The organism is Croceimicrobium hydrocarbonivorans, assembly GCF_014524565.1.
Classification (GTDB): Bacteria; Bacteroidota; Bacteroidia; order Flavobacteriales; family Schleiferiaceae; genus Croceimicrobium; species Croceimicrobium hydrocarbonivorans.
The window spans coordinates 2,063,815-2,088,289 of record NZ_CP060139.1 but is presented as its reverse complement, the minus strand read 5'-3'; the positions used below and the strand labels follow the sequence as shown (position 1 = coordinate 2,088,289).

The following is a 24,475-nucleotide window of genomic DNA, read 5'->3' as shown; positions in this document are numbered from 1 at the left end:
AATAAGAATTTTTGACACATGAAAAATGTTTCTAAATGCTTTTTGTTCCGCCAATAAAACGATGGTATTCTCCCTACCTTAGTCCCTCCCAACTTCCCCTATGCGCCTCAAACACCTTTTCCTTCTGCTCCTGCCCTTTAGCTTATTCAGTCAAAGTAGCCTTATTTGGTCCGAAGATTTTAGTAATGGCATACCTTCTACTTGGTCGCAGCCGACTAGCAATGGAGGGGCCAATTGGGAATACCGCGGTGCGAATACTAATCCTAATCAAAGTATTGGCAGTCGAGGTGCTTATTCCCGTGGACTAAATGGTGTACCTGGCCCACCCATCAATAGCCCCAGTGCCAGCAATGGTTTTGTGATATTCGATTCTGATTATTTGGATAATGGCGGTAGTACCCAACGTGGAAGTGGCATTGCCCCGGCTCCGCATCGAGGTTTATTGCAAACGGGGGTAATCAACCTAAGTGCCCATCCCAATGTGCTGCTTAAAATGCTGTCCATGCATTATTGCTTTAGCTCCAAGCTTTACCTGCTCTGCTCCCGCGATGGAGGGCAAAGTTTTAACGATTCTATACTCATCAATCCCCTGCCTTCCGCTTTGAGCTATTCGCCCCCAAGCGATACTTTGGAAATTAATCTGAGTCAGCAATTAGGGGGAGCCTCCCAGGCCGTAATTGCCTTTGCCTTTGATGGGCGCTTTACCGATGTATTTGGGAACAAGGGCTACCATTATTGGATGATTGATGATTTGGAACTGCATGATGGCCCTGTTAATAGCATGGCCTTTTGCCCTTCGGCCGAAAACGGGCGCCCCATCTCAGTTTCCCTCTTTGGGCATGCCGGGCAAAAGCATCATCTGAAATCCATTCCCCAGCGTTTTGGCAAAGACTTTATCGCCGCTGCCTCAGTAGTAAATAATGGCAGTGCCAATCAGGCCAATGTATACCTGAAAATGGCGGTGGTATCACCTAGCATAGGACAGGTAATTCTGCGTAAAAGTCAAAAAATTGGCACTCTGGCCGCTGGGGATACACTCAAATTCGACACCCTCTTTATTCGCCAGGATCTCCCTTGGTATGTAAGCAATTATGACCTGCATTTTTGGGTCTACAGCGATGCGATAACCGGAGCCCAAGCACCACATTATATAGAATATGCCGGCTTTGAAATTACCGAAAACCTATTGGCACCCTTAGGAGATTTCGGCCTCTATCAATCGCTGAGCCTGCCTCAATCCGGTAGCGGGGGTATCGATAAAATTGCAGTGCCCTTTTACCTTCCTCAGGTAGACCCCGAATTGAGCAATCAATTAAAAGTGGCCATCAAAGGAGTACGATTGAACTACTACCGCACTGGAATTCCAAGTGGCGACAGTATTAAAGTAGATTTTTATGCGGATGCTGATTTTTCACCCAGCACAGGTATTAGTTCCGGTGCCAGCCCTATTTTCAGTGATATCCTGCCCAGTAATTTTGTGCGCTTCCCCAGTCCGGTATTGGTAGACACCGGACATTATTGGCTCTTGGTTGAAGTTATAAATACCAATGCCCCATCGCTCTCCATACGCTATCAACAAAGGCGAGAAGCCGGTGAAGCCTTGCCTGCCCATTTTAGCGGTGGTAGTTGGTCCCAGAACTGGAATGGCCTTCCTACTCCCGAGCATTTTAATATCTCTTTGATGACGGATAGCCTGAACTGCCCTCGACGCAGTATTTACCATGCTGAATTTTGTGATACTGGCCTCATCTATGTTCCGCTTCTCAATCAGTTTATTAGTCAAACCGGAACATTTTACGATACCACCGGCATGGGAAGCTGCCCAACCCACACCCAGTACATGATTACGGTTGAAAGACCTCATGTAGATACCTTAAACGTAAACACCTGCGGCCTGCTCTATCGTGGTCCTTCCGGTACCCAATACATCGGCCCAGGCTTGCATCGCGATCGCGTTGCCTTAAACGGACAAAACTGCGACAGCATTTACTATATCAATCATCAGGTAAGTGCAGATTATTCTGAGATTCGGATTGTAAGCTATTGCGGAGCTTATTATCAAAGCTCCTGGGGAGAGAAGTTTTATCAGAGTGGCTTATACCAGCACTATATTCCGGATAGCCTGAGCTGCGATACGGTAATCCTGCTCGATCTGGACTTAACCCCGGTTAATGTTGGCTACCAAATCATTAATAATGGAACGGCAGTTCAGGCCTTAGAGCCTAATGCCACTTATCAATGGCTAGACTGCGATCTGAACAGGCCGGTTGGCGGAGCCCAAAGTCGAATTTATGAACCCTATTATGATGGCAATTTTGCCTTGATCGTAAACAATGGTTTTTGTGCCGATACCAGCGTGTGTTTTAGTCTGGCCACCACCGGAATTCGAGAGCTTAGTAAAGATGGGATCAAGGTATACCCCATCCCCGCTCAAGAGCGACTATTTCTAGAGATTAGTCCAGAATGGCGCCAGAGTAGCTATCAATTAAGAGACCTGCAAGGCCGGGTTTTAGAGGAAGCAGAACTAGGTGAAACCTTAAATCAAGAGCTTAAATTACATGTTCCTAAAGGAGTCTATTTCCTCCAAATCCAAAAAGGCAGCAAGGCCCTAAGCTTCCGAATACTAGTTGATTAAACCTCAGCTTTAGATAATTATCCCTCCTATTTTCTTGGCGTCTAGCTTAGTTTAATACATTTATCTTTTAACCCTATAACTCTGCACATGAAAAATCTGCTAAGCTTTTTGGCTTTGAGCCTATCCTTTGGATTGCTCGCTCAATCCGAACTCGAGCCTACCCTCAGTGAATCTACTTACACCGTCCCAAGTCATTCATCGCAATGGCGTGCCGAAGACGGACCCGAACAAATTATTTGGAGCGAAGACTTCAGCAATGGCATTCCAAGCAGCTGGACTCAAAGCAGCAGCACGCCTAATGCCCTTTGGGAATATCGAGGTCCCTCCACCACTCCCAGTAACAGCATGGGTTCCCGTGGGAATTTCTCCGGAGTACATAATGTCCCTCCTTCCAATATGCCTTTGACCAGTAGCACGGGCAGCAATGGATTTGTGATTTTCGATTCCGATTTTCTGGACAATGCCGGCACCTCCACCTTTGGATCGGGAGTGGCCCCTTCACCACACTGGGGAAGCTTAATATCAGACACTATCGATCTTAGCGCTTATCCTAATGTAAGCCTGATCTTCGAATCTTATGCACGACGCTTTCATGCTGAGTTTAAAATTGCCCTCTCTACCAATGCGGGACAAAGCTTCTCGGATACCATCGAAATTTATCCATTATCGCAAATTCCCTTGAATGCCAGCACCACTAACGGAGTGCTAACCAGCCTTAACCTTTCCACTTATATCGGAGGCCAGGATTCGGTGCAAATCCAGTTTCTTTTTAATGGTGATACGGATAATAGCGCTAGCACCGACGGTTATTATTACTGGATGTTGGATGATATCCGCATAGAAACCAGCTCGGCCCACAGCCTGAAAATGGTTGCCGCCGGAGGCAATAATCCTCAGGATTTAATTTTCAATCCCAGCCTTCCAGATTACCCCATCTACGGTACCCTGCATCAAGATCAAATTGTACCTATTGCCGGCAATATCAGTGTGATGAATGACGGAACTGCTACCCAAAGTAATGTGAAATTGCATATCGAGGTAATTGAAGAAATCAGCGGACAAGTGGTTCATACCATGGTTTCTCCTCTGGGCTGCAGCAGCTTATTGCCAGGCGATACTTGCTATATCAACAATTTAGAAACCGGCACCTGGACTCCTCCCAATGCTCCGGCGCGCTATAGCCTAGTTTATAAAGTATTCAGTGATTCCTTGCAAGGCAGCAATGCTTATGTGAGTACTGACACCTTTCATATTCAAGTGAGCGAAGACAGCTACAGTCTTTCCTCAGGCGTCATTAGTAATTATGTGGGTACTAATTCGGCCATCCCGGATATGATCGCCAATGGGATACTCTTTAGTCTCGAAAATGAAGATCCAGACAGTGTGGGCTCTAACAATGTTTATATAGACGGGGTCGAATTGTACTTGAGTACCGCTACCGATCCGACTGCCTCCATCAGCCTGGAGATATACGATACTGCCGGATTCCAATTCACCAATGGTTTTCCCAGCGGTACTGCGGCAATTTATAGCAAGACCTTTAATCTGAGCAGTTCCATGCTAGGTCAAAAAAGCTTTTTCTCCTTCGAAACTATAAGCCCTACAGATACCTTCCCCTTAGCCTTAAACACCGGCTCCTACTTTTTAGTACTGAGGAATTTCCCCAATGCACCCGCCGGTGTAGTACGTATCGCCAATGATGCCACTTGGGAACAACCCGGAATGGCTTCGGTAATGCAATTAGGCAATGGCAATTGGTTCCGTCGCTTCTCCTCCAGCCGTACTTTTGAATCGCCACATATTAGTTTAAGAATGGCCCTTAACACACCCTATTGCGCACCTTTACGCGATAGCGTTTACCTAAGCAATTGTACCGGCCAGCCGATCACTTCACCAAGCGGATTCAACACCTATTACCAAACGGGGGTTTACCTGGATACCATTCCGGGCACCACTACCTGCGACAGTATTATTACCGTATTTGCGGAAATCAACAGCCCCACCAATGACACCCTCAATCCATTGGTTTGTAATGGCAGCTATCAAGATCCTCTTGGAAATCCACTGACTTCGTCCGGAACTTATATCTATACCTTCAGCAGTCAGGCTGGATGTGATTCAATCCTGACCATTAACCTGACCGTTGGCAATAGTACTGCGGCCAATGACACTATGGAAGTGGAGGTTTGTGATGGCAATTACCGCAGTCCATCCGGGCAGCTCTATACCCAATCGGGTTTTTATGTGGATACCCTACCCAATTTAGCAGGCTGCGATTCCTTGATTCCGATTGACCTCCAAATAACTCACATCAATACTACCGTCAATACTATTCTTAATGGTACCGGCTTAGTGGCCAATCAGGTGAATGCCCAGTACCAATGGTACGATTGCAGCAATAATGGCTTCCAGATAATGCCAGGTGATACCAACCAAATCTTTACACCCCAGCAAAATGGACAATACGTAGTAGTAATTCAGATGGGATCTTGCCAAGACACCAGCGATTGCACCTTAATTGAGGATATTGGACTGGCTAGCAGCAAATATTTGGACTTCGCATTGTACCCAAATCCGAGTCAGGGCCTGATACATATTGAAGGTCTCGAAAATGAAAATTACGCTCTTCAAATTCACGACTTACAAGGACGTAAGGTTTTTGAGCAGGAAATATGCGGCGCTGATAAAATGGAGTTCGACCTGAGCCATCTTAACAAAGGTCTTTACCAAATCAGTTTAAAAAAGGCCCATCAAAGCGGGCATCAGATACTAGTGCTCGACTAAAAGCCAAGGGACAAAATCCTATTCAAAGCCCTGTTAATTCGATTAGCAGGGCTTTTTTATGGGCTGCTGCCCGATGAACCTTAAGCAGCTCTGCTATAACCACTAATGGTTTAAGCCACCATTAGCTCAAAAGAATTAGCAAGCGCTAATGCTCTGTTAGTAGCCTCCAACGCTTTTTCTCAAAAACGCTTTTGGTACATTTAACCAAAAGAACTACATTTGATTGCTCTAATAATTGTTATAGCGACAATTATTAGCCTGCTACTTCAATACAACCAATTGAAATTGAACCAATTAAATTAAAATGAAGCAAGTGTACCGCAAGGCACTACGCCCGCTCCTAAGCGCAGTGCTTGTCCTTAGTTCTTTTGCTTTAGCCGCCCAGGAAGTCAACATTTCCGGTCAGGTTAAAGAAGCCAATGATGGCCCTACTATCCCGGGGGTAAACATTAGCGTAAAAGGCAGTCAGGAAGGAACCACCACCGACATGGACGGGAACTACAGCATTAAAGCTCAGAAAGGCCAAACCCTGGTCTTCTCATTCGTAGGCTTCAAAACCATCGAAATTCAAGTAAATGAGTCGCGGACGCTGAACGTTGAAATGACGGAAGAGGCCTCCCTCCTCAATGAAATTGTAGTAGTAGGTTACGGCTCAGCTACCAAAAAGGAAATAACCGGGGCCGCGGCCAAGGTAGAAGGGGCCGAACTCAAAAAACTCAATATCTCCCGAGTAGATGCCGCCTTACAAGGGCAGGTTTCGGGGGTTACCATTAATACCAATTCGGGTTCACCGGGTGGGGCCAGTAGCATTCGTATCCGTGGTCTTTCCACCTTTGGCGATAATGACCCCCTCATCTTAGTTGATGGAATTGTTTACGATTCTGAAGGCTTAAATGCCCTGAACCCCAATGATATCGAATCTGTAAACGTATTGAAAGACGGTACCGCCGGTATTTACGGGGTACGTGCTGCCAATGGGGTTATCATCATCGAAACCAAAAAGGGAAAACTCAATTCTAAGCCGCAAATCGAATTCAGCGGTTTTTACGGCATGCAAAGCACTGCCCGTCAGCTTAATTTATTGAATGCCACCGAATACGCCGTTATTAAAAACAATGCTTTTATAAACGGAGGACAGACTCCGCCTTTTGCCAACACTGCTTTAGGAGAGGGAACAGATTGGCAAGAGGCGGTTTTTCAAAATGCCCCTATCGAATCTTATAACATCAGCATTAATGGCGGTAATCAAACTACCCGCTACTCTATTGGCGGATCTTACTACAATCAGAATGGTATTGTAGGTGGTGATAAAGCCAATTTCCGACGCTATAATGCCCGGGTAAATGTCTCCTTCGACATGAATGAAAAGCTGCGCCTAAACAGCGTTTTGCTATATACCAACGAAGCGCGTAGCACCCTGGCTGAAAACGGTATTGGCTCCGTTCTTTACAATACCATTAATGCCTATCCTACCGAGCCTATTCGCCAGGATAATGGCCGTTACAGCTATTTGAGTTTGGTGAATGATATCATCAACCCTCTGGCGCAAATGGAAAACACCTACAACCGCTCCAACACCAACAAATTTGTAGGTAAGGAGGAATTGGTGTACACCATTAACGAAGACTTCACCCTTACCAATCGCTTCAACTATAATGTGGCTTTGGTAGACGGAAAAACCTTCTCTCCCTTAGTATGGTACGGCCCCGGTAAAGCGCAAAACACCGCCGCCAATGAAGATCTGGATGCCCCGATGGTAGAAATTGCCGACAGTGTATTCTTAGAGCGTGGCGCCAGTGTGTATGAAAACCGCGATACCTATGTTGACCTTACCTACGAAGGTTTCTTGAACTATGACCATACCTTCAACAAAATTCACAAGGTAAAAAGCACCTTAGGGGTATCGGTATTCACCCGCAGCGGAAATGGTTTAAATGCCACCGCTTACAATATCCCCAATAACTCGATTAACTTTGCCGACATCTCTGCCAACCAGGCCGATGGCGGCTTTTTAAATAATGCCGGTTCCTTCCAATACGAAGAGCGCCTGCTTTCTTCCTTCCTGCGTGCCGAATACAGCTTGCACAATCGCTATTTATTCTCTGCTATCGTGCGTCGTGATGGCTCTTCCAAATTCGGAGCCAATAATCGCTGGGGTATTTTCCCCGCCTTCTCCGGTGCCTGGATCTTTAGTGATGAAGTGTTTTGGGAAGGCCTGAATCTGGATTGGATGGATTTCGGTAAACTGCGGATGTCTTACGGTATTTCCGGTAATGATCAGATTCCCAACTTTGCCTACCGAGCCTTGCTTAATGGCGAGGGTGTATACATCCTCAATGATATTATCACCAGTGGAGTAGCTATTGGTCGTGGTTCTAACCCCGACTTAAAATGGGAAACCACTCATCAGTTTAATGTGGGCCTCGATTTCAATTTCTTGAGAGACCTGAGCTTCACCTTCAACTACTTTGTTAAAAACACCCAGGACCTTCTGTTCCAACCTGCAGTATCTGCCTTGCTCGGAACTTATGGTGCCGGAGGTTATCCCCCTTATGTAAATGCCGGCGACGTTTCGAACCGCGGAATGGAATTCGAATTGGGTTACCATAGCAACCCTACACGTCCCTGGGTTTTTGATGCCAACTTAAACTTAACCACTCTCAAAAACGAAGTGGTACGCGTACCGGATGGTGTAGACTTTATTCCCGGTGCTTCCTTTGGTGTTGGAGGTGTTGTAGCCACTCGTTTCGAAGTAGGTCAGCCCATTGGTTACTACATTGGCTATGAAACCGACGGAATTTTCCAAACTCAGGCTGAGATTGACAATGCCAGCGTTACTCAGGCTGGTGCCAAGCCTGGAGATTTACGTTTTGTAGATCAAAATGGGGATGGTCAAATCAACTTTAGTGATGATTCGGATAAGGTGAAAATCGGTTCTCCTATTCCGGACCTTACCATTGGTTTCAATTTTAACATTCGTTACAAAGGCTTTGACTTAGCCGGTAACGTATACGCCGCATTAGGTCAGGAAATCATTCGTAACTACGAGCGTCAGCAGCCTTATGCCAACCAATTGAACTATGTAATTAACCGTTGGAACGGTGCCGGCTCTACCGACATCTATCCTCGCGTTACTACCGGAAGCAACCGCAATACAGTATTCTCAGATTTCTATGTGGAGGATGGCTCTTTTGTGCGTTTGCGAAATATTCAGTTTGGTTATACTCTACCTAAAAAATGGTTAGGTGGCGCCAAAGTGGAATCCTTACGAATTTACATCAGTGCTAATAACCTCTACACCTTAACCAATTACCTGGGTTATGACCCGGATATTGGAAACTTTGGAGGTACACTAGCGGCTGGGGTCGATTATGGATTTTATCCTCAGGCCCGCACAATTATGGGTGGTTTTAACCTGAAATTTTAATAGGAGATCATCATGAAATCAACAAGACTATTTTTAGCCCTTTTCTTAATCCTGATTTCTTTTTCTTCTTGCGAAAAGTATCTGGATGTGCAACCTGCCTATGCTCAGGATGCGGAAAATTATTTTAACTCCGAACAAGATTATGAATTGGCCCTGATTGGTGCCTACGATCTCTTGCAAGCTTCTTACCTCACCCAATGGATAGGCGAAATCGCTTCTGATAATTCCATTGCCGGAGGTGAGTCGGTTACCGACACCGAAGGATTGCATGAAATCGATCAAATGAACCATGATGCGGTTAATAATGAACTGCGCGACATCATGCGCTTTAATTATGCCGGTGTTGCTCGTTGCAACTACATCATGGAGTATAAAGACAAAACCAATTTCGAAGGCAAAGAAGTAATCATCGGGGAAACCCGCTTTTTACGTGCCTACTATTATTTCGAATTGGTGCGCTATTTCGGCGCCATGCCCCTGATTATCGATAAGCGCATCGGTGCAGAAGAGGTAACCACTCTCGATCGCAACAGCGCCAGTGAAATCTATACTCAGATTGAAAGCGATTTGCAATACGCAGTTAACAATTTACCCTGGAACCAACCCGTAAAAGGTCGGGTAGATAAGGGTGCTGCCCTTTCTCTCTTAGGAAAGGTTTACCTCTATCAAAACAAATTTGGACAGGCCGCTACGGTTCTAGATCGCGTGGTTAACGAAGGTCCATATAGTTTGATGGGCAATTTCGAAGACCTTTGGTTTGCCGCCAATGAAGACAATTCCGAAACCGTATTTGATGTAGAATATTCCAATTTGGAAGGGGGTAGCTACGATTGCCTCATCTGTTTGGAAGGTAATGCTGCGGCCGGTTTCAATGGTATTCGTCAGTACGAAGGTCCTTATTATGCCGATGGCAACTCTTATAATTTACCTACTGCCAAGCTCTACAACAGTTTCGACCCTAATGATCCACGTAGAGATGCATCGGTGCTAAACCTGGATTCTTTCATTAACCTGCAGCCCGATCCCGGTTCTATAAGTTATGCAACTGGTGGCGGTGGCCATACTGGTTACTACAATAACAAGTACATCAAGCGTAAATCGGAACTAGGCTTACCAGATGATGACCTTACCAGCCCCTTGAACTATAAAGTTATTCGCTATGCCGATGTGCTATTAATGGCGGCTGAGGCCCATAATCGCAATGGCAACGATCCTCAGGCCCTTATTTATGTTAATCAAGTACGCAATCGAGTAGGCATGGGCCCTTTAAGTTCTGGTGGAAACACCCTTACTCAGGAAATTTGGCAAGAGCGCAATTATGAACTTGCAGGTGAAGGACATCGTTTCTTTGATCTGGTTAGAACCGGCCAAGCGGCCAATGAGATTGACGGCTTTGTAAGCGGTAAGCATGAAGTATTCCCAATTCCCCAAGTAGAGATTGACCTCAGCGGTGGAAATTGGAATCAAAACTCCGGCTATTAATAGAATATTTAAAACTGTCTAATAACTACTAAACCTCAAATAATGAACGTTAAATCCATTTTCTCAAAAACAAGCCTTTGGATAAGCATGGGCTTGCTTGTGGTGGCTTCCGCTTGTAAGGAAGATGATAAGCCTACTTTAGGTCAACCACCTAGCCAGGCTGATGCTGCCTTTACCTATCAGGCCTCAGCCAGCAGCGACAACATCATTGAATTTACTGCCGCCAATTCTTCACTGGCCGCCAGTTGGGATTTCGGTAATGGCTCTACCGGTTCCGGAAGCAATGTATCGGCCACCTATCCTTTTGCCGGTAGCTATGATGTTACTCTTACCGTGCAAAATTCCGGTGGTAGTGCCTCCAGTACTCAAACCATCGTAATTGCTCAGGATGACCCTAGCTTGATCAACAATCCACTTTTTGCCCTTCTTACCGGAGGATCCAGCAAAACCTGGGCGGTAGATTCAGCTAGTCCAGCTCACTTTGGTGTAGGCCCTGATCCTATTGGAGCGGCTGGTCGTTATCCAGAATGGTACGCTGCCCAAGCCAATGAAAAAGCAGGTGCTGATATGTACAATGACCGTTATACCTTCCACCTTAATGGCTTTGGTTTCGATCAGGTTACCGGTGGTGGTGTATATGTTAATGCCGAGCATGCCGGTATCGCACCTTTTGATGATACTACTGCCTCTCCGGTAGCAGATTACATCGCTGCTTTCCCTGATCAAATGGGCGAAACCTGGACATTGAACGACAGCGGAAGCGACACAACTCTTACTGTTAGTGGTGATGCCATGATCGGCTACTGGGCGGGTACTCGTACCTATACCGTAATTAGCCTGGAAGAGAATGAATTGTGGTTAAGCTTTGTAGATACCAAAGCCAGCAACCCTGCGCTAACCTGGTATATTCGTTTGGTTCCTGAAGGCTACAACAGTAATCCAAACCCCGCGGAAGACCCCGATCTACCATTAGATTTCGAAAGCGTAGAACCTACCTGGACTACCTTCGGAAATGGTGGCTACCAGTATATCGCTAATCCCGATATGAGCGGTATCAATACCAGCAGCAAGGTGATGGAAGTAACCCACGGTAACGAAACCTGGGCGGGCCAATATGTGAACCTGAAAAACAATTTGGACTTCAGTGCTCAAAACATGATTAAGCTTAACGTTTGGGCTTCTGACACCGGTACCTTCCGTTTGAAATTAGAAGACAAAACCAACTCTAACAATTTCGTAGAGGTAGACGCTCACATTACTCAAACCAATAGCTGGGAAGAGTTGAGCTTCGACTTTACAGGGGTGGCCTCAGACTTTGGTCGCCTGGTAATCTTCCCCGGATGGGGCATTACCACTGCCGACGTATTTTATGTCGACGACATTAAACAAGAGTAAGTTCCGATAAATTGGGGTGGTATTTTGCCACCCCTTTTTTTCCTATCCAAAAAAACACCGAAATGAAGCAGATTCGCTTTTTACTAATAGGACTATTAAGCCTCGGTTTATGGGGCTGCGGGGATGATAGCTCCTCTACAGTAGAGATTATTCGACCGACCAATTTGCGCATGGACCTCAATGTTTCTAATAGCACCGAAGGTTTGGTTGAAATAAGCATGACCGCCAATTTCACCAATTATTATCGGGTCTTTATCGAAGAAGGCAGCAAGACCGTAATTCTGGATAGCCAGGATGGCCAAGCTTCCTACACCTTCAGCGAAAGCGGTACCTACACCATTCGCGGTCGGGCCTATGCCAGTTTCGAGTACTATACCGAAGTAATAGATTCAGTAAGCGTTGAAGTAAGCTCCGGTGGTGGCGGTGGCGGCGGTGGTATCCCTACTACTGGCTATACTACGCCCCTAACTTATCCCGGATATACTCTGGTATGGAATGATGAGTTTGAAGGCAGCAGCCTTTCCAGCGATTGGACTCATGAAATTGGTACCGGTGGCAATGGCTGGGGAAATAATGAACTACAGTACTATCGTGCTGAAAACACTGAGGTGAAAGACGGTTACTTGGTAATCACCGCTAAAAACGAAACTTTTGGTGGTCGCAATTATACCTCCTCTCGCATTGTAACCCGTGGGATGCAAAGCTTTAAATACGGTCGTATCGACATTCGTGCGGCCTTACCCGAAGGGCAAGGTTTATGGCCTGCCTTATGGATGCTGGGCGACAATTTTAACAGTGTGGGCTGGCCCGCTTGTGGCGAGATCGACATCATGGAAATGGTAGGTGGAAACGGCCCCAATCGTGGGGATGAATATTGCTTTGGTACCGTGCACTGGGATAATAATGGCACCAAAGCTGATTTCGGTGGCTCCATCCGTTCTACTTCCGGTAAGCTATCGCAGGAGTTCCATGTGTATTCTCTGGTTTGGGATGCCAATGCCATTACCTGGTATTTTGATGATACCCAATTCCATCAAATCGATATAACCCCTGTGGCTCTGAGCGAGTTTCAGGAAAAATTCTTCTTCATCTTTAACGTTGCCGTGGGAGGCGACTGGCCTGGCAGTCCTAATGCCAGCACCGTTTTCCCGCAACAGATGGCAGTAGACTATGTTCGGGTTTTCCAATAAATCGGAATCCGAAAAACAATCAAAGAAAGCGCCTTAAGGGGCGCTTTTTTTATGCTTTACAAAGACTTATATGGAGGTATTAAAGCGGAGTCCTTTAGACTTTCCCCATTACCATGATGGCTTTTCCGAATGGGATTTCCAGCCCGACTTAATCCTGCAAAGAGACCTTGATCCACCAAATCCCAAATGGGCATTTTCGCTTGTCCGTCTACCGTGAATAAACCAAAGTGATTTTCGGAACCAGCTGGGTTTTGCCCATCTTTCCAAGGCTCATCAAAGGCTTCAAAATAAAAGCAAGACATCCCTAAAGAATCGGCCATTTTGCGCAGTCCTTGATAATAGAGCATTTGTTTATACTCATCAGCTGCATGCGAGCCCTTATCGCCATAAAGGTGATTATCTCCACTGGCCCAGCCACTTTCACCAATGTGGATTTCCTTTTCCAAGCCCAGCGATTCCACATAGGAGGCCACCGCCGTCAATTGACTTTGCACCCGATCCAAAGCTTTTTGAATGGCGGTATTTATCAAGGAATCCTTCTTTAGGCTATCCGCACTGGCTTCCAATTGCCACCATTGCGGATTGTAATGGCTATCGTGAAAAGGATAGGAATGTACACTGAGATAGTCTACTGCTGCGATTAAGGAATCCAAGGCCGGCACATGATATTCGGGCCCTTCCCCACCCCAGGAGGCGAAATTATCGGAACTGGTTATCCAGAGATCATCAGCTAAAATCCCATCGGCTTTAAGCCCTTGTAATTGCTGCACCCATTTTAAAACAATGCGCGGATGCACGTGATAGCTTGCGGCCCAATGCACCATCGACTCATTTCCTACCGCAATTACCTTAACGATATCCGGATACTGCTGCGCCAAACGAATGGCCTGATCAATTTCGGCCTTGTTCTCCTTTACATCGCCCTTTAAATGTTGAGGATTATCTGTCCAGGCACCCGCGCATTGTATCCAGGCACCCAGCATTACATACATTTCAAAATTGGGGTCTTCGCTCTTCATTTCGCTTATCGCCGCCAATAAGCGCGGGGCATGCTCATACAGGCGAGCATGATAGGTGCGTAAAACGCGAATCCCCATGGCATGAAGAATCTTTAGATCCTCCTTTAATTCTGCCTTGCTTGGCGCCTGAGATCGATCTACATTTCGATAGCCACCATAGGCGATGGCCTGATAATCGGGGTTACCGAGTATAGAGGCCGCATTAGTGGTTTTAGGCTGATCGCAGGCCGAAATAGCGAGTAGGGCAAAGCCTAATAAGCCCGCCTTAAAAGCCTTAGTATTTGCGTAAAACAATTTTGAAAGTCGCTGATTTTCCATCCTTGTTAAGCTTTAAGAAGTACAAGCCTTCCGCTCGGCCTTCTAAATTAATTTCACCTTTTCGGCCCTGTACCTCCTTTTCCAGGATTAGCTTTCCGCGAAGGTCATAAACGCTAATATGCGCTCCGGCTTCTATAAGGTCAATGTAAAATTGGTCAGTGCTGGGATTGGGATAAACTGCAATTTGCTCCTCCCAATTCTCGGCCAATCCAATATCACTACAAGTACCTACCACATAGCTGTCTTTATTGGCCGAATTGTTTCGTTCCCCGGCTCCCGGATAAGAGTAGGTATAGTAGAAGTAAATCAGATCGCCCTTATTCGCATTAAGCGGGTAGGGCTGATTGGGTGTAACCGGATAACCCGGCAAAGCCCCTGGATTAGTGCCATAATACAGAATACAGGTAGGCACTCCCACTCCCGCTTGAGAAGGAATAAAGGTGAGGGTGGGATTACTATCATCCGAAGAAAACTTCCAGGAAAAATCCCCGTTTTGGCTAATTCCCTCGCAGGAAGGCGCAGTATCAATCTGTAAACTTAAGGGCGCCGACCAGGCTGAATCACCCAAATAATCATAGGCCAATAAACGCCATTGCGCCGGGCCTAATTGAGCGGTCCAATTCAAATTATAAGGCCGGCTGTTAAAGCTTTGGAACAATTGCCCATTGAGGTAAAAGTCCAGCTTTTGAATACTATCGTTTAAATCATTGGCCGTTGCTTGTAGCATTACTGTTTCACCCTCTACAAAGCGTGAACCCTGCGCCGGACTTAAAAAGGCAGCGGTAGGCGGAACATTGCTATGATCCCCCACAATTACATAGACCTCATCCTGATCCGAATGCGAGCCATTATCTACTTCCAGTCGGTATTTATAAACCCCCTTTTGTAGGTTTTGAAGGGAACTTATGGCCATTGTTGCATTGCCAGGGCTGGCCGCCGATGGACCATAAAGCTGCGTCCATTGATAGGTTAAGGAATTGGAGGCCGGACTAAAGCTCGCACTACCATCTAAGCTCGCTTGATTTTGAGGCCATACTATCATTTGCACCGGACCTGCATCGGCCACCGGTTGATCATAGGCCAATGGACCCTTAAACTGAAAATCGAGTTCTCCCAGATTAAACTCTCCATTCTCGATATATATCCGCAGAATCTGCTCTCCTGATTTCAAAGGCACATTGCTTATGCTCTTGGTCGCCCAGGTATCCCAACCACCGGTTTGATTAAAACTTATACCAGATGCCACAATTTGCCCATCCGACTCCAAACGCATCGGGCCACCGCCAGCAGAATTATCTGAGGCATAGCGAATATCTACATCATAAAGACCGGCCATTTGTACATCTACCGTAAATTCCAGCCATTCACCGGCATTTAGCCAACCTACTACCGGACCTTCGCTAGGGTGATTCGTAGCATCTACCCACTCACTGAGTCGGAAATCACCTTGATTATCCGGACTTAAGTCGAGATAGCTTATTTCATTGGCAAAACCCCCTTCAAAAAGATCGTATTCTCCCGGCCAAATACTGCCGGGAATTAAAGCCGGACTGCCACTAAATGGCACTTGCTCTCCCACTACAATCTTTAGCAAATTAGAAATGGCACAATTGCCACCCTGGTACATCTGCACATAAAAGCTATGGATACCGGCTTCCAGGCTATCTACCGTAAACTGATAGGGCGCCTGTTGCAGGCTGGTGATGCTATCTTCATTTTGATAGAGCACCATATAATCGGGACTGCCCTGTTGCAGATTAAAGCTCAATTGAGCCGTGCCCCAGGTATAAGCTCGGTCAAATAGGGTGCTTAATTCACCCTCTAGATTTACATCCATGGAAGTGACCAATTCACCCGGAGCAACCGTTAATTGATAGCCGTCTGAGAATTGAACGTTTAAGCTGGAGCTGCCATAATTCTGGGCTACGTAAATACGATTGCCATCACCCTGAAAAGCCGCTGCCAGAGGATGATCTGCCGTTACTGTCGCATCGGGGGCACCTAATACCTTAAGGCTATGCAACCAATAATACGTTTGGGCATCCGAAACCCCGAATTTCAAAGCGCGGTTAGGATAAGAATCATAGAGATTCAAGGCCTTATCGGGATCGCTAAAAGCAAGATACTGCCACATTACATCATGCCAGAGGTTCACATTGGGAGCATTGCTTAGAATTCCGGTATTCTGCTCAATTTCTGACCATAGGGTATTATGATAATTCAGATTATGACCCAAGTAGAGGGAACCGCCGTGAATAGGATAAAGCTCAATGCCATAGGAGGCGGCAATATCTGCCGTCCAAAAAGTGACATTATCATAACTATTGCCCCAAACTCGCGACACCAAGGAATATTGCTGGTTAGCACCAAAATTCCGTTGATACATATCGAACCAATATTCTTCAACCGCCGATTGCTCGGTGGTATAGAGGTAAATGCCCAAATCGCGAATAGAATCATTCCCGGTAACCGCTCCCCAATGAATAAGGGAGGAATTAAACTGCATACTCTCGGAGGTCGATTCCTGATCATTCCCTTGTGGGAAGCTGGCAAATCCATTGGCCCAGCAATGCCCGGCATAAGGACTGAAATTTCGCAAATAAGGAAAGAGATTATCACTGCGATTACTGCTGGCCGCATCACGCACCAGCATGTCAATCATTGGTCCCCAATTAGCGGCCCAGCCAGGCTCAAATTGCTCCACAAATGAAGCTGCATGAATAAAATAACCCCAGTGGAAATGGTGATCATTAATATTTGCATCCTGACCATGGCCGGCCGGATAGCCAATTAATGCATCCCAGGTTTGATTGTAATAAAAGAGGAATGCCACCTCGCCAGATTGGTAGGAAAGCCAATCTTCCAGGCGCTCTTTCACGGTTTTTAAAATGCTATTCAGGGCGGAGGTATCACCCACCTGCTCTGCAATTCGCGCCGTTTGGATTAAGCGATTCATCGCCTGACCTTCATTATAGGAGTCGGTCCAAGTGGCTAATCCTTCGTTTTTAAGTAGATCTACCTTCTCCTGCAATTTCCCAGGGTCGAAGGAATTGCTGTGGCAATGCACATTAGGTAAGGTGGGTAAAATGCCGTAAAAAGTATTTTCTACCGCAAAATGATTGCCCTCCATTAACTTCAAATCCCCACGAACCGTGCTGTACACATGATTGGTATTTATCTGGCTGGAGCCGGCTAAATTCGCCCAATGATGCGGTAAAAGACCTTGGAGCATTAGACTGTCATTGCCTTCCATTACTTCGGTTTGCACTGTAAAATCGGTATGCACGATGGAGGTCTGTTCATTGTATTGCCAATCGGCCTGGCAGTGCTTGGGGAATACAAAAGCGTACTTCTTTAAATCGCTGGCTTTTTGGTCGGGATTACCTCCCGGAGGAATAAAGAGCAAAGACCAATAATCATTGCCATTTAAGCTAGAGGTATAGGTAGATCCATTTTGTTGCCAGCTGGAACCGGAAGGTCCATAGATCACAAAATCAGCGCCATTGCGCACGCCTTTTACAATTAGGAAGGAGCCCGAATCGGTAACCGCTCCCTGATTAATATTGATTTCTACGGTACTGTTTGCATCCTTATTGAAATATAAAAATGGCATGCCAATACCGGTACGGGCTTGTAAATGATGGGTTCCACTTTGCCAGTCGAGGCTTATCATCCAATCATCGTGATCGGCCACATTAGCAGCGCTGGCATTTAAGCCCGTCAATCCAATTTGCACCGGTTCAATATTGTCGATAGGCCCCCATGGAATATAGGTAGCCACCAAACCTTGATTGATGGTTTTTAGGGTAAAGGGATAATTAAAGAGATTGGAAGAATGCGCATTTTTCACTTTATGTGACCACCACTCATTGGTTGGCACCGGTTTATTAGCCGCATTGCCCGTTACAAAGGGCGTTCCGGAGGGATAGCCATTTCGGCCGGCCGCATCTGTACCCGGAAAGTTGGTGGTATAAGAGCCTTGACCTTTTTGCACTACCTGAGCCTGAAGCAGACTTCCGAGCAGCATCAAAGAGCCAAGCACTCTACGGGCGAGCGTAGTAGTCTTAGTCATAATCAGCGTATTTATTCCGACCTAAATTGCTTAGTGCAAGGGCAGATCCACCCTTATTACTTGTATTTCGTGATGTCGATCAAACAGCGATCGACTCCATTTTTCATTGATTTGCTGCTCTGAATATTCTTCGGGAGCCGCTCCAAAGAATTCAATTCGCAGCTCTGCTTTTTGGGCCTTGCGGTAGATAAAGGGCACGGAGCAATAGCTAAATGCCAGCTCCCCGGCTTCAACATCCAAGCTTTGCCATTGGCCGGCTGCATCCACATATTTAAAGCTTCTCCCTTCCTGTAAAAATTCATCTTCCGCCAGGAAAAAAGGATCCAGATGCAATTGTCCGGCACGCACTTCGAGGCCCAATTCGGACCAGCGGTTTAGCACATCTTCCTTCACCTGGCCGGTCATTCCCGGTTGCTGGGCTCCAGCGGTGGAAGGGGTATGGGAATAGGCATCAAAGGGAAAGGCACCGTATAGCTGTGGACTCTTATTGGCACCAATTCCCGCTCGGATTTCGTAATAATGATCGATCAAGCGGCCCAAAACATCGGCCGAAGCGCCATTGTGCTTCGCGGCCCGCAAATTCTCCTGCACTGCTAAAAGCAATTTGGAAACCATGTGCCAGTAAATACTGCCCAGCCCTTCATAGCCGTAAAAAGTTCCGGAGCGTCCGGTAAACTCGCGATGCACAAAAGATTGCTCATAGAGCTCAAACCAAAACTTAGCCTCGGCATCTACTGCTTCGGCCTGATCTTCCAAGGCCAGTTTTTCCAGAGCCGCCTTGAGGTCCTTGGCATTGCGAAACTGACCTTTAAAATGATAATCCCCTTGCACATCTTTTTCGAGTAAGGCATGGCTTAATTGCTTGCCTTCAATTTGCTCGGGGCGAATGCGATTCTTCTCTAAAAAGCCCGCCAATTGCCGATCGGGATAAAGCAAATAGGAATACTGATTTTCGCGGTACATGGCCGATGCTTTTAAGGCATCCAGCACTTCCAGGGCTTCCGCCGGATTGAGTTTCTCGGCACTCAACACCGCTACCTGACCTTCGAGCATTTCGTACAGATGCTCTATCTGCGCTTCTTTCTCTTCTAAGGCCAGTAAATTATAAGCATGGTACAGGGCATTCTCCTTGCGGTTTTCAGCAATACTGCGGTCTACCAATTCCAGGGTCTGTTCACAGAACTCGTGAAGGTCCTTCAGCCTTAAAGGCTCCTTCACCCCTAATTCGCCGCGGTAAGCTAATTGCCGGTAGGCCTCACCTGCTAAGCCCATGCGATCCATAAAGTCTTTGCGTTCGCTATCGCTGAAACGCTCTTTATTGCTATGCTCCTTAACAATCAAATTCAGGTCTTTGTAAAGAGCCATTAGGGTCGAATTCAAATGCCATTCGCCCTCATCATTGGAAATCCAATCGAGCATAAAGGCCATAAAACGACGCAGATAATAAAGGCTTACCATACTCAAGCCCTGACCGACTAAGGCATTATTGGCATCATTCCATTCTGGCCTTTGGGTATTCATCCAAATACCACCGCCGGGCACCAAATTGTAGAGCTTAGTGAGCAGGCTAAGCATAATTTTCTCACCCAGATTTGCTCTTAGAGGTTTGTCAGCATTCCAGATCAATTTACCATCGGCACCGATTTCCTTAAAGCGGGATTCGGCCTGCGCATGGAGCGCTTGATCAAAAAGAATGGTATCCTGCGGATCTTGAAGAATCTCCGCATAGCTTTTCAGTCGGTAGGGTACATCGGCGTACACAAAGCAATTTTCATTGCAAAGGCCGGCCAGCTTTTGCGGATAATGTTTTTCGCAATGCTCCAATAAACGCAGGAGGTAGATCAATTGATGATCGCCCCAATAGCCAATAAAAGACCAGGAATCATCCGGCTCAATCACTTCCCAATCGATGCCATTTTTGGCGATGCGATAAGGATTGTAGCCATCCACCGTGCTGGCATTCACAAATTTGAAAATCATGCCCTCGATAAAGGCAGGAAAGGAATAAGCCAGGGCCTCCCAATTTTGGAAGATATCCCGCCAATTGCCTTCATAATTGAGAATTTTCTGCCCTTGTTCATCCAAATGTTGGATGCTAAAACGATTCCAGGGACGCGAGGGATCGCCATGGCGACGACTAAAACTCAGGGGTAAATATTCACTGGCCAAACGACGCATATCGAGATTGGCACTATTCTGAACAAAGCTTAAAAGCTCCGAATAAGTCAGTTTAGCGGGTAAGGAGTCCAGCAAGCTTTGCTCCTTTAGGGCTAGGGGCCGATTGCTAAGTTTGAGGTATTGCTTAAAATCCTGACTATCGATTTGATAGCCCGATTCGAAAAGCCCACCCCGCATGATATTATAGAGCACATTGCTGTAATGACGGCTTTGCACCAAAGCATTTCCACTACATTGCAAGCCATCGGCCTTAGCCACCAGGCTTTCGAGCTCTAGGCGACTCTGGGCAATTTCTTTCTCCAGGCTGGCGGCTATTCCAGGTGCTTGCAGCTCGGCTTTTAAATTATGCACCTTGGCGGTGGATAGGCCTACTTCTGCCACCAAGCTCCACTGCACTTTTTGCCCGACCTTTAAATCCCATCGGCGTAAAGCCAACCAGGCCGCTTTTTGGGCCTTAGTAAAAGTTTCTGCTTCCAGATCTCCACCTTGCTGGAAGTTCTTAATCTGCGCACTGCTTAAGAGGCAGAGATCTGGCTTTTGAGGCGACCAAACTACATTGGCAATTAAAGATTCGCTAGGCTCGGCCTTGTCTACAATATTGGAGCTAAGGCTGAATATACCCAAAGCAGTTTCGGGCTCCAGCTCATTCTTTTTATAGGCGTCTACCAAGGTACTGCGGCGATCTTGCATAAGGGTTTCTACCCCATAAGGCAAGAGGTTCTCCAGACCATCGAGACATTCAATTTTTTGATTTTGATCGGATAAATTCTCCAACCAGCAATCGCGCACAAAACCATGCTTTTGCGAGAAGGCCCAACGATAGGCGAAACGCAGTTGAAGATCTTGGTTAATTTCTTCAAATACCAATTGATCAGCTTGCAAGCTTTTGTAGAGATTGCGCTCGATTTGATACCAGCCCCTTTCATTAGGGTCGAAAGGCTCCCAAAGGGAAAGGCTCTGATCGTCCTTATTCTCTGCTCGAATAAGAGTACGCGGACCAGTGAAGGCCGCATTATCAATTAGCTTATCATCGGTATAATAGGGGAAAAGTGCGTTTTCAGCTTCAGCACGACCGGCCGTAAGACCGCCATTGCTAGCCACAAATAACCAATGATCGTAGGGACTCACCAAAGTCATAAAAAAGGGAGGCAAGGCATTTACCTTTTGGATACGGTAAAAGGCTTGCCCTTCAAAATTTACAAAGTCACCTTTGGCTTCCATGGCTTGCGCTTGCAATACTTGCGATCCCAGCTTTACTTTCCTCATTTATGCTTTTCCTTTAACCGGAACCACCAGAGTTTGTAGGGCTGATGGCGCAATTGCCGTTAAGCCTAGATGCTGATTTTCCAGTTTCAGTTCAATATTTAGTTCTTGATTAGTCGTGTTTAAAACAACTAAAGCCAGACTACCATCCGGATTGCGAACTGCGGTAAAATGCACGCCTTCCGGTAAATTCGATTCGGCTTGAATCTTATATGCTCCTGCCTTAATGAAATGGCTAAAATGACGTAGCGCATCATAGAGCGGAGTGTAGTAAATCTGCGCGCTGGTCGTATCTACAATCACCGGCGCTACACACCAATTGGAAGCATGATTGGGACCGCCTTGCCGATCGAGAACGATATTCCAATCTACCCAGGCGCTTACCTCATTATTAAGACAGCCAATAATATCACGGGCATAGCGATACACGGGAACATATTTGGGATGATCTGGCTTATCTGATTCAGGAGCCCAGGTATAACCCCAGTCGGTGGCCTCTTTTTTCCAATACCAGGCATCGTCCTGCCAGTGTGGAACTTCGGCATCTACACAGGCCTCGGTATTCCAAATTTGCTTTTTAGGAGCTAGTTTATGGGTATGTTGTAAAGATTCGGGGAACCACTTATAAGTACTGGTATACCAATGCACCGCGGTGCCATAAATTTCGGGAAGCAGGCTGCTATCACTTAAGAGATGATCGGCCCATTCTTCCAGTTCTTTACCTCGATTTTGATCGTAGATAAAAAGCTGAGATTCCAATCCTGCGGCTTTCAAAGTGGGAGCCAAATGCCCTTTAATGAATTGAGCCATTTCTTCGGGACTAAAATGCATGCTCTCCCAATTGGCATCATTACCCAAGGGTTCATTTTCGATGGTAAAGCCCCAAATGGGGAGGCCTTCATCGGCGTAAGCCTGGGCATACTTCACAAAATACTGAGCCCAGAGATCATAGTATTTGGGCAATAGCTTGCCGCCATACCAATGCTTATTGTCCTTCATCCAGGGCGGAGCCGTCCAGGGAGAGGCAAAAAAGCGTAAATCCCCATCGGCCAAAGCCAGGGCTTGCTGGGCGGTGGGAATGATATCATCGCGATCCGGAGCCAGATCAAAACTGCTCAAGGTGGCATCGCCCTCCGCCACATAGGCATAGGAGGAAAGAGAAAAATCGCAGGAATTGATATGCAGACGGGCCAAATTATAGGCCGAAGCGCTATCACTAAAATAGGCCGCCAATAGCGCTTGGCGCTGATCTGCCGGAAGGGCTTGAATCAAATGAGCACTGGATTCGGTGATGGCCCCTCCAAAACCTTCGATGCGCTGAAAATGCTGAGTGCTATCCAAATGAATTTGAAAGTCTGCCTGACCAGCCACCGCATTAATCTTCTTTAAGCGATCTCCGCTGGCCGAACTTTGGTAAACCTCCAATTCAGGCTTTTCCTGCGGTTGACAAGCCGCCAATATCAGGCTTAAAAACAAGGATGTTTTGAAGATCCGCATTAGTTCGCCCCTTTCCTTTGATAGACCCTTACATAGTCGAGGATATACTGATGCTTTTCCCATTGGGGATCAATACCCTGGGCACCACCCCAGCCGCCGCCCACTGCGAGGTTGAGGATAATATTTTGAGGCTTATCAAAGGGCCATTCCAGTTCATTGGCATTCTTATCGTAAGTATAATAATGCTCGCCATCCAAATAACCTTCAATACGATCGGGGTACCATTCAATAGCATAGGTATGGAACTTAGTGTTCATGCTGTCGACTGCAATCTCAGACCCAATCTGATTGCCTTGTTTAAAGTAATAGGCACGGGTATGGCAGGTGGCATGGTTCTTACCCAAACCGGTACTGTCATTAATTTCGAAGCCCACACATTCCAGCACATCAATTTCCCCACAATAAGGCCAGGAAAGCTCATCGCGATAGGCATCACCCAATAACCAACCGGCAGCCCAGGTTCCACGACCTACGGGAACTTTCGCTCTAAATTCAATTCGACCATAGGTAAAGGCATGCTTGCCTTGGGTAGTAAGGCGCGCTGAAGTCCAGGCTTGCCCTTGATCATTTTTACGCGCTTCAATAATTAAGTTGCCGTTCTCCTGACGGGCATTTTCCAGCCGTCCTTCGGTATAGTATTGCGGCTCATTATTTCCCCAGCCCCAATTACCAATATTGTAAGACCATTTTGTGCTGTCTGGCAAACCCGAGCCCTCAAACTCATCGCTCCAAACCAAATCCCATTCCTCGCCCTCCATAGACTGCTCATGGATCGCAGGTGTTTTCTGTAGTTTCTTGATCAGTTTAAAAGACAGGCTTTCGATTTGTGCTTTCCCGCCAGAAACATGCAAGCGCATGGCATGCTTACCGGTATCAAGCGGACTGCCCACAATGCCTACCGGACTGCCATCGGCTAGAGCCAGCATATTTCCCGTGATATTATAAGTCCGTCCGTCCGGATTATGGATATAATCTTCAATCCAAATCAGAGCACTATCGCTGCTGCTGGCCTTTAATCTCACCTCATAGCGACCCGCCTCAGTAATGGGAAGCGTGAAGTCGATTTGGGCACCGCCCTTAGCGATTAAAAGACTGTCTTGAGGCGCCCCTAAATCTTGAGCATTTAAATGCAGGGGATCCTTTTCGACCGGACTTTCGGGACCTTGGCAGGACCAAAGGGCCAGGCTGAAAATTCCCAAATAAATAGCTTTCATA

11 protein-coding genes are annotated in these 24,475 nt (G+C 46.5%); 6 read left to right on the top strand and 5 right to left on the bottom strand.

Annotation, left to right across the window (positions count from 1 at the left end; genetic code table 11):
- Positions 1-100: 100 nt before the first annotated feature.
- The 6 genes from H4K34_RS09355 to H4K34_RS09330 all read left to right on the top strand — a co-directional run bounded on the left by H4K34_RS09355 (position 101) and on the right by H4K34_RS09330 (position 12,913).
- Positions 101-2,635 (top strand): T9SS type A sorting domain-containing protein, encoded by a 2,535-nt coding sequence (locus tag H4K34_RS09355; protein ID WP_210757161.1) that lies wholly within the window; start codon positions 101-103, stop codon positions 2,633-2,635.
- Between the two features lie 87 nt (positions 2,636-2,722).
- Entirely contained in the window at positions 2,723-5,419 is a 2,697-nt protein-coding gene (locus H4K34_RS09350) for a T9SS type A sorting domain-containing protein (protein ID WP_210757160.1), read from the top strand.
- A 304-nt stretch (positions 5,420-5,723) separates the two neighbouring features.
- The gene (locus H4K34_RS09345) at positions 5,724-8,846 is read left to right on the top strand and encodes a SusC/RagA family TonB-linked outer membrane protein (protein ID WP_210757159.1); all 3,123 of its coding nucleotides are present in this window, start codon (positions 5,724-5,726) and stop codon (positions 8,844-8,846) included.
- Between the two features lie 12 nt (positions 8,847-8,858).
- Entirely contained in the window at positions 8,859-10,328 is a 1,470-nt protein-coding gene (locus H4K34_RS09340) for a RagB/SusD family nutrient uptake outer membrane protein (protein ID WP_210757158.1), read from the top strand.
- 42 nt (positions 10,329-10,370) lie between these two features.
- Entirely contained in the window at positions 10,371-11,723 is a 1,353-nt protein-coding gene (locus tag H4K34_RS09335) for a PKD domain-containing protein (RefSeq protein WP_210757157.1), read from the top strand.
- Between the two features lie 62 nt (positions 11,724-11,785).
- On the top strand, positions 11,786-12,913 hold the full coding sequence (locus H4K34_RS09330) for a glycoside hydrolase family 16 protein (RefSeq protein WP_210757156.1): 1,128 nt from the start codon (positions 11,786-11,788) through the stop codon (positions 12,911-12,913).
- A 56-nt stretch (positions 12,914-12,969) separates the two neighbouring features.
- Here the strand turns inward: H4K34_RS09330 and H4K34_RS09325 are convergent, their stop codons facing one another.
- The 5 genes from H4K34_RS09325 to H4K34_RS09305 are packed head-to-tail and all read right to left on the bottom strand — an operon-like array spanning position 12,970 to position 24,474.
- Positions 12,970-14,250, bottom strand: coding sequence for a glycosyl hydrolase family 17 protein (locus tag H4K34_RS09325; RefSeq protein WP_210757155.1), 1,281 nt, complete (start codon positions 14,248-14,250; stop codon positions 12,970-12,972).
- Entirely contained in the window at positions 14,207-18,322 is a 4,116-nt protein-coding gene (locus H4K34_RS09320) for a glycosyl hydrolase (RefSeq protein ID WP_210757154.1), read from the bottom strand. The genes H4K34_RS09325 and H4K34_RS09320 overlap by 44 nt, the downstream gene beginning before the upstream one ends.
- A gap of 30 nt (positions 18,323-18,352) precedes the next feature.
- Positions 18,353-21,766, bottom strand: a complete 3,414-nt coding sequence (locus H4K34_RS09315) for a hypothetical protein (RefSeq protein WP_210757153.1) — start codon at positions 21,764-21,766, stop codon at positions 18,353-18,355.
- Positions 21,767-23,260 carry a glycoside hydrolase family 30 protein gene (locus H4K34_RS09310; protein WP_210757152.1) on the bottom strand — a complete coding sequence of 498 codons (1,494 nt, stop codon included), beginning with the start codon at positions 23,258-23,260 and terminating at the stop codon, positions 21,767-21,769.
- Positions 23,260-24,474 carry a glycoside hydrolase family 16 protein gene (locus H4K34_RS09305; RefSeq protein WP_210757151.1) on the bottom strand — a complete coding sequence of 405 codons (1,215 nt, stop codon included), beginning with the start codon at positions 24,472-24,474 and terminating at the stop codon, positions 23,260-23,262. The genes H4K34_RS09310 and H4K34_RS09305 overlap by 1 nt, the downstream gene beginning before the upstream one ends.
- Position 24,475: the final 1 nt, after the last annotated feature.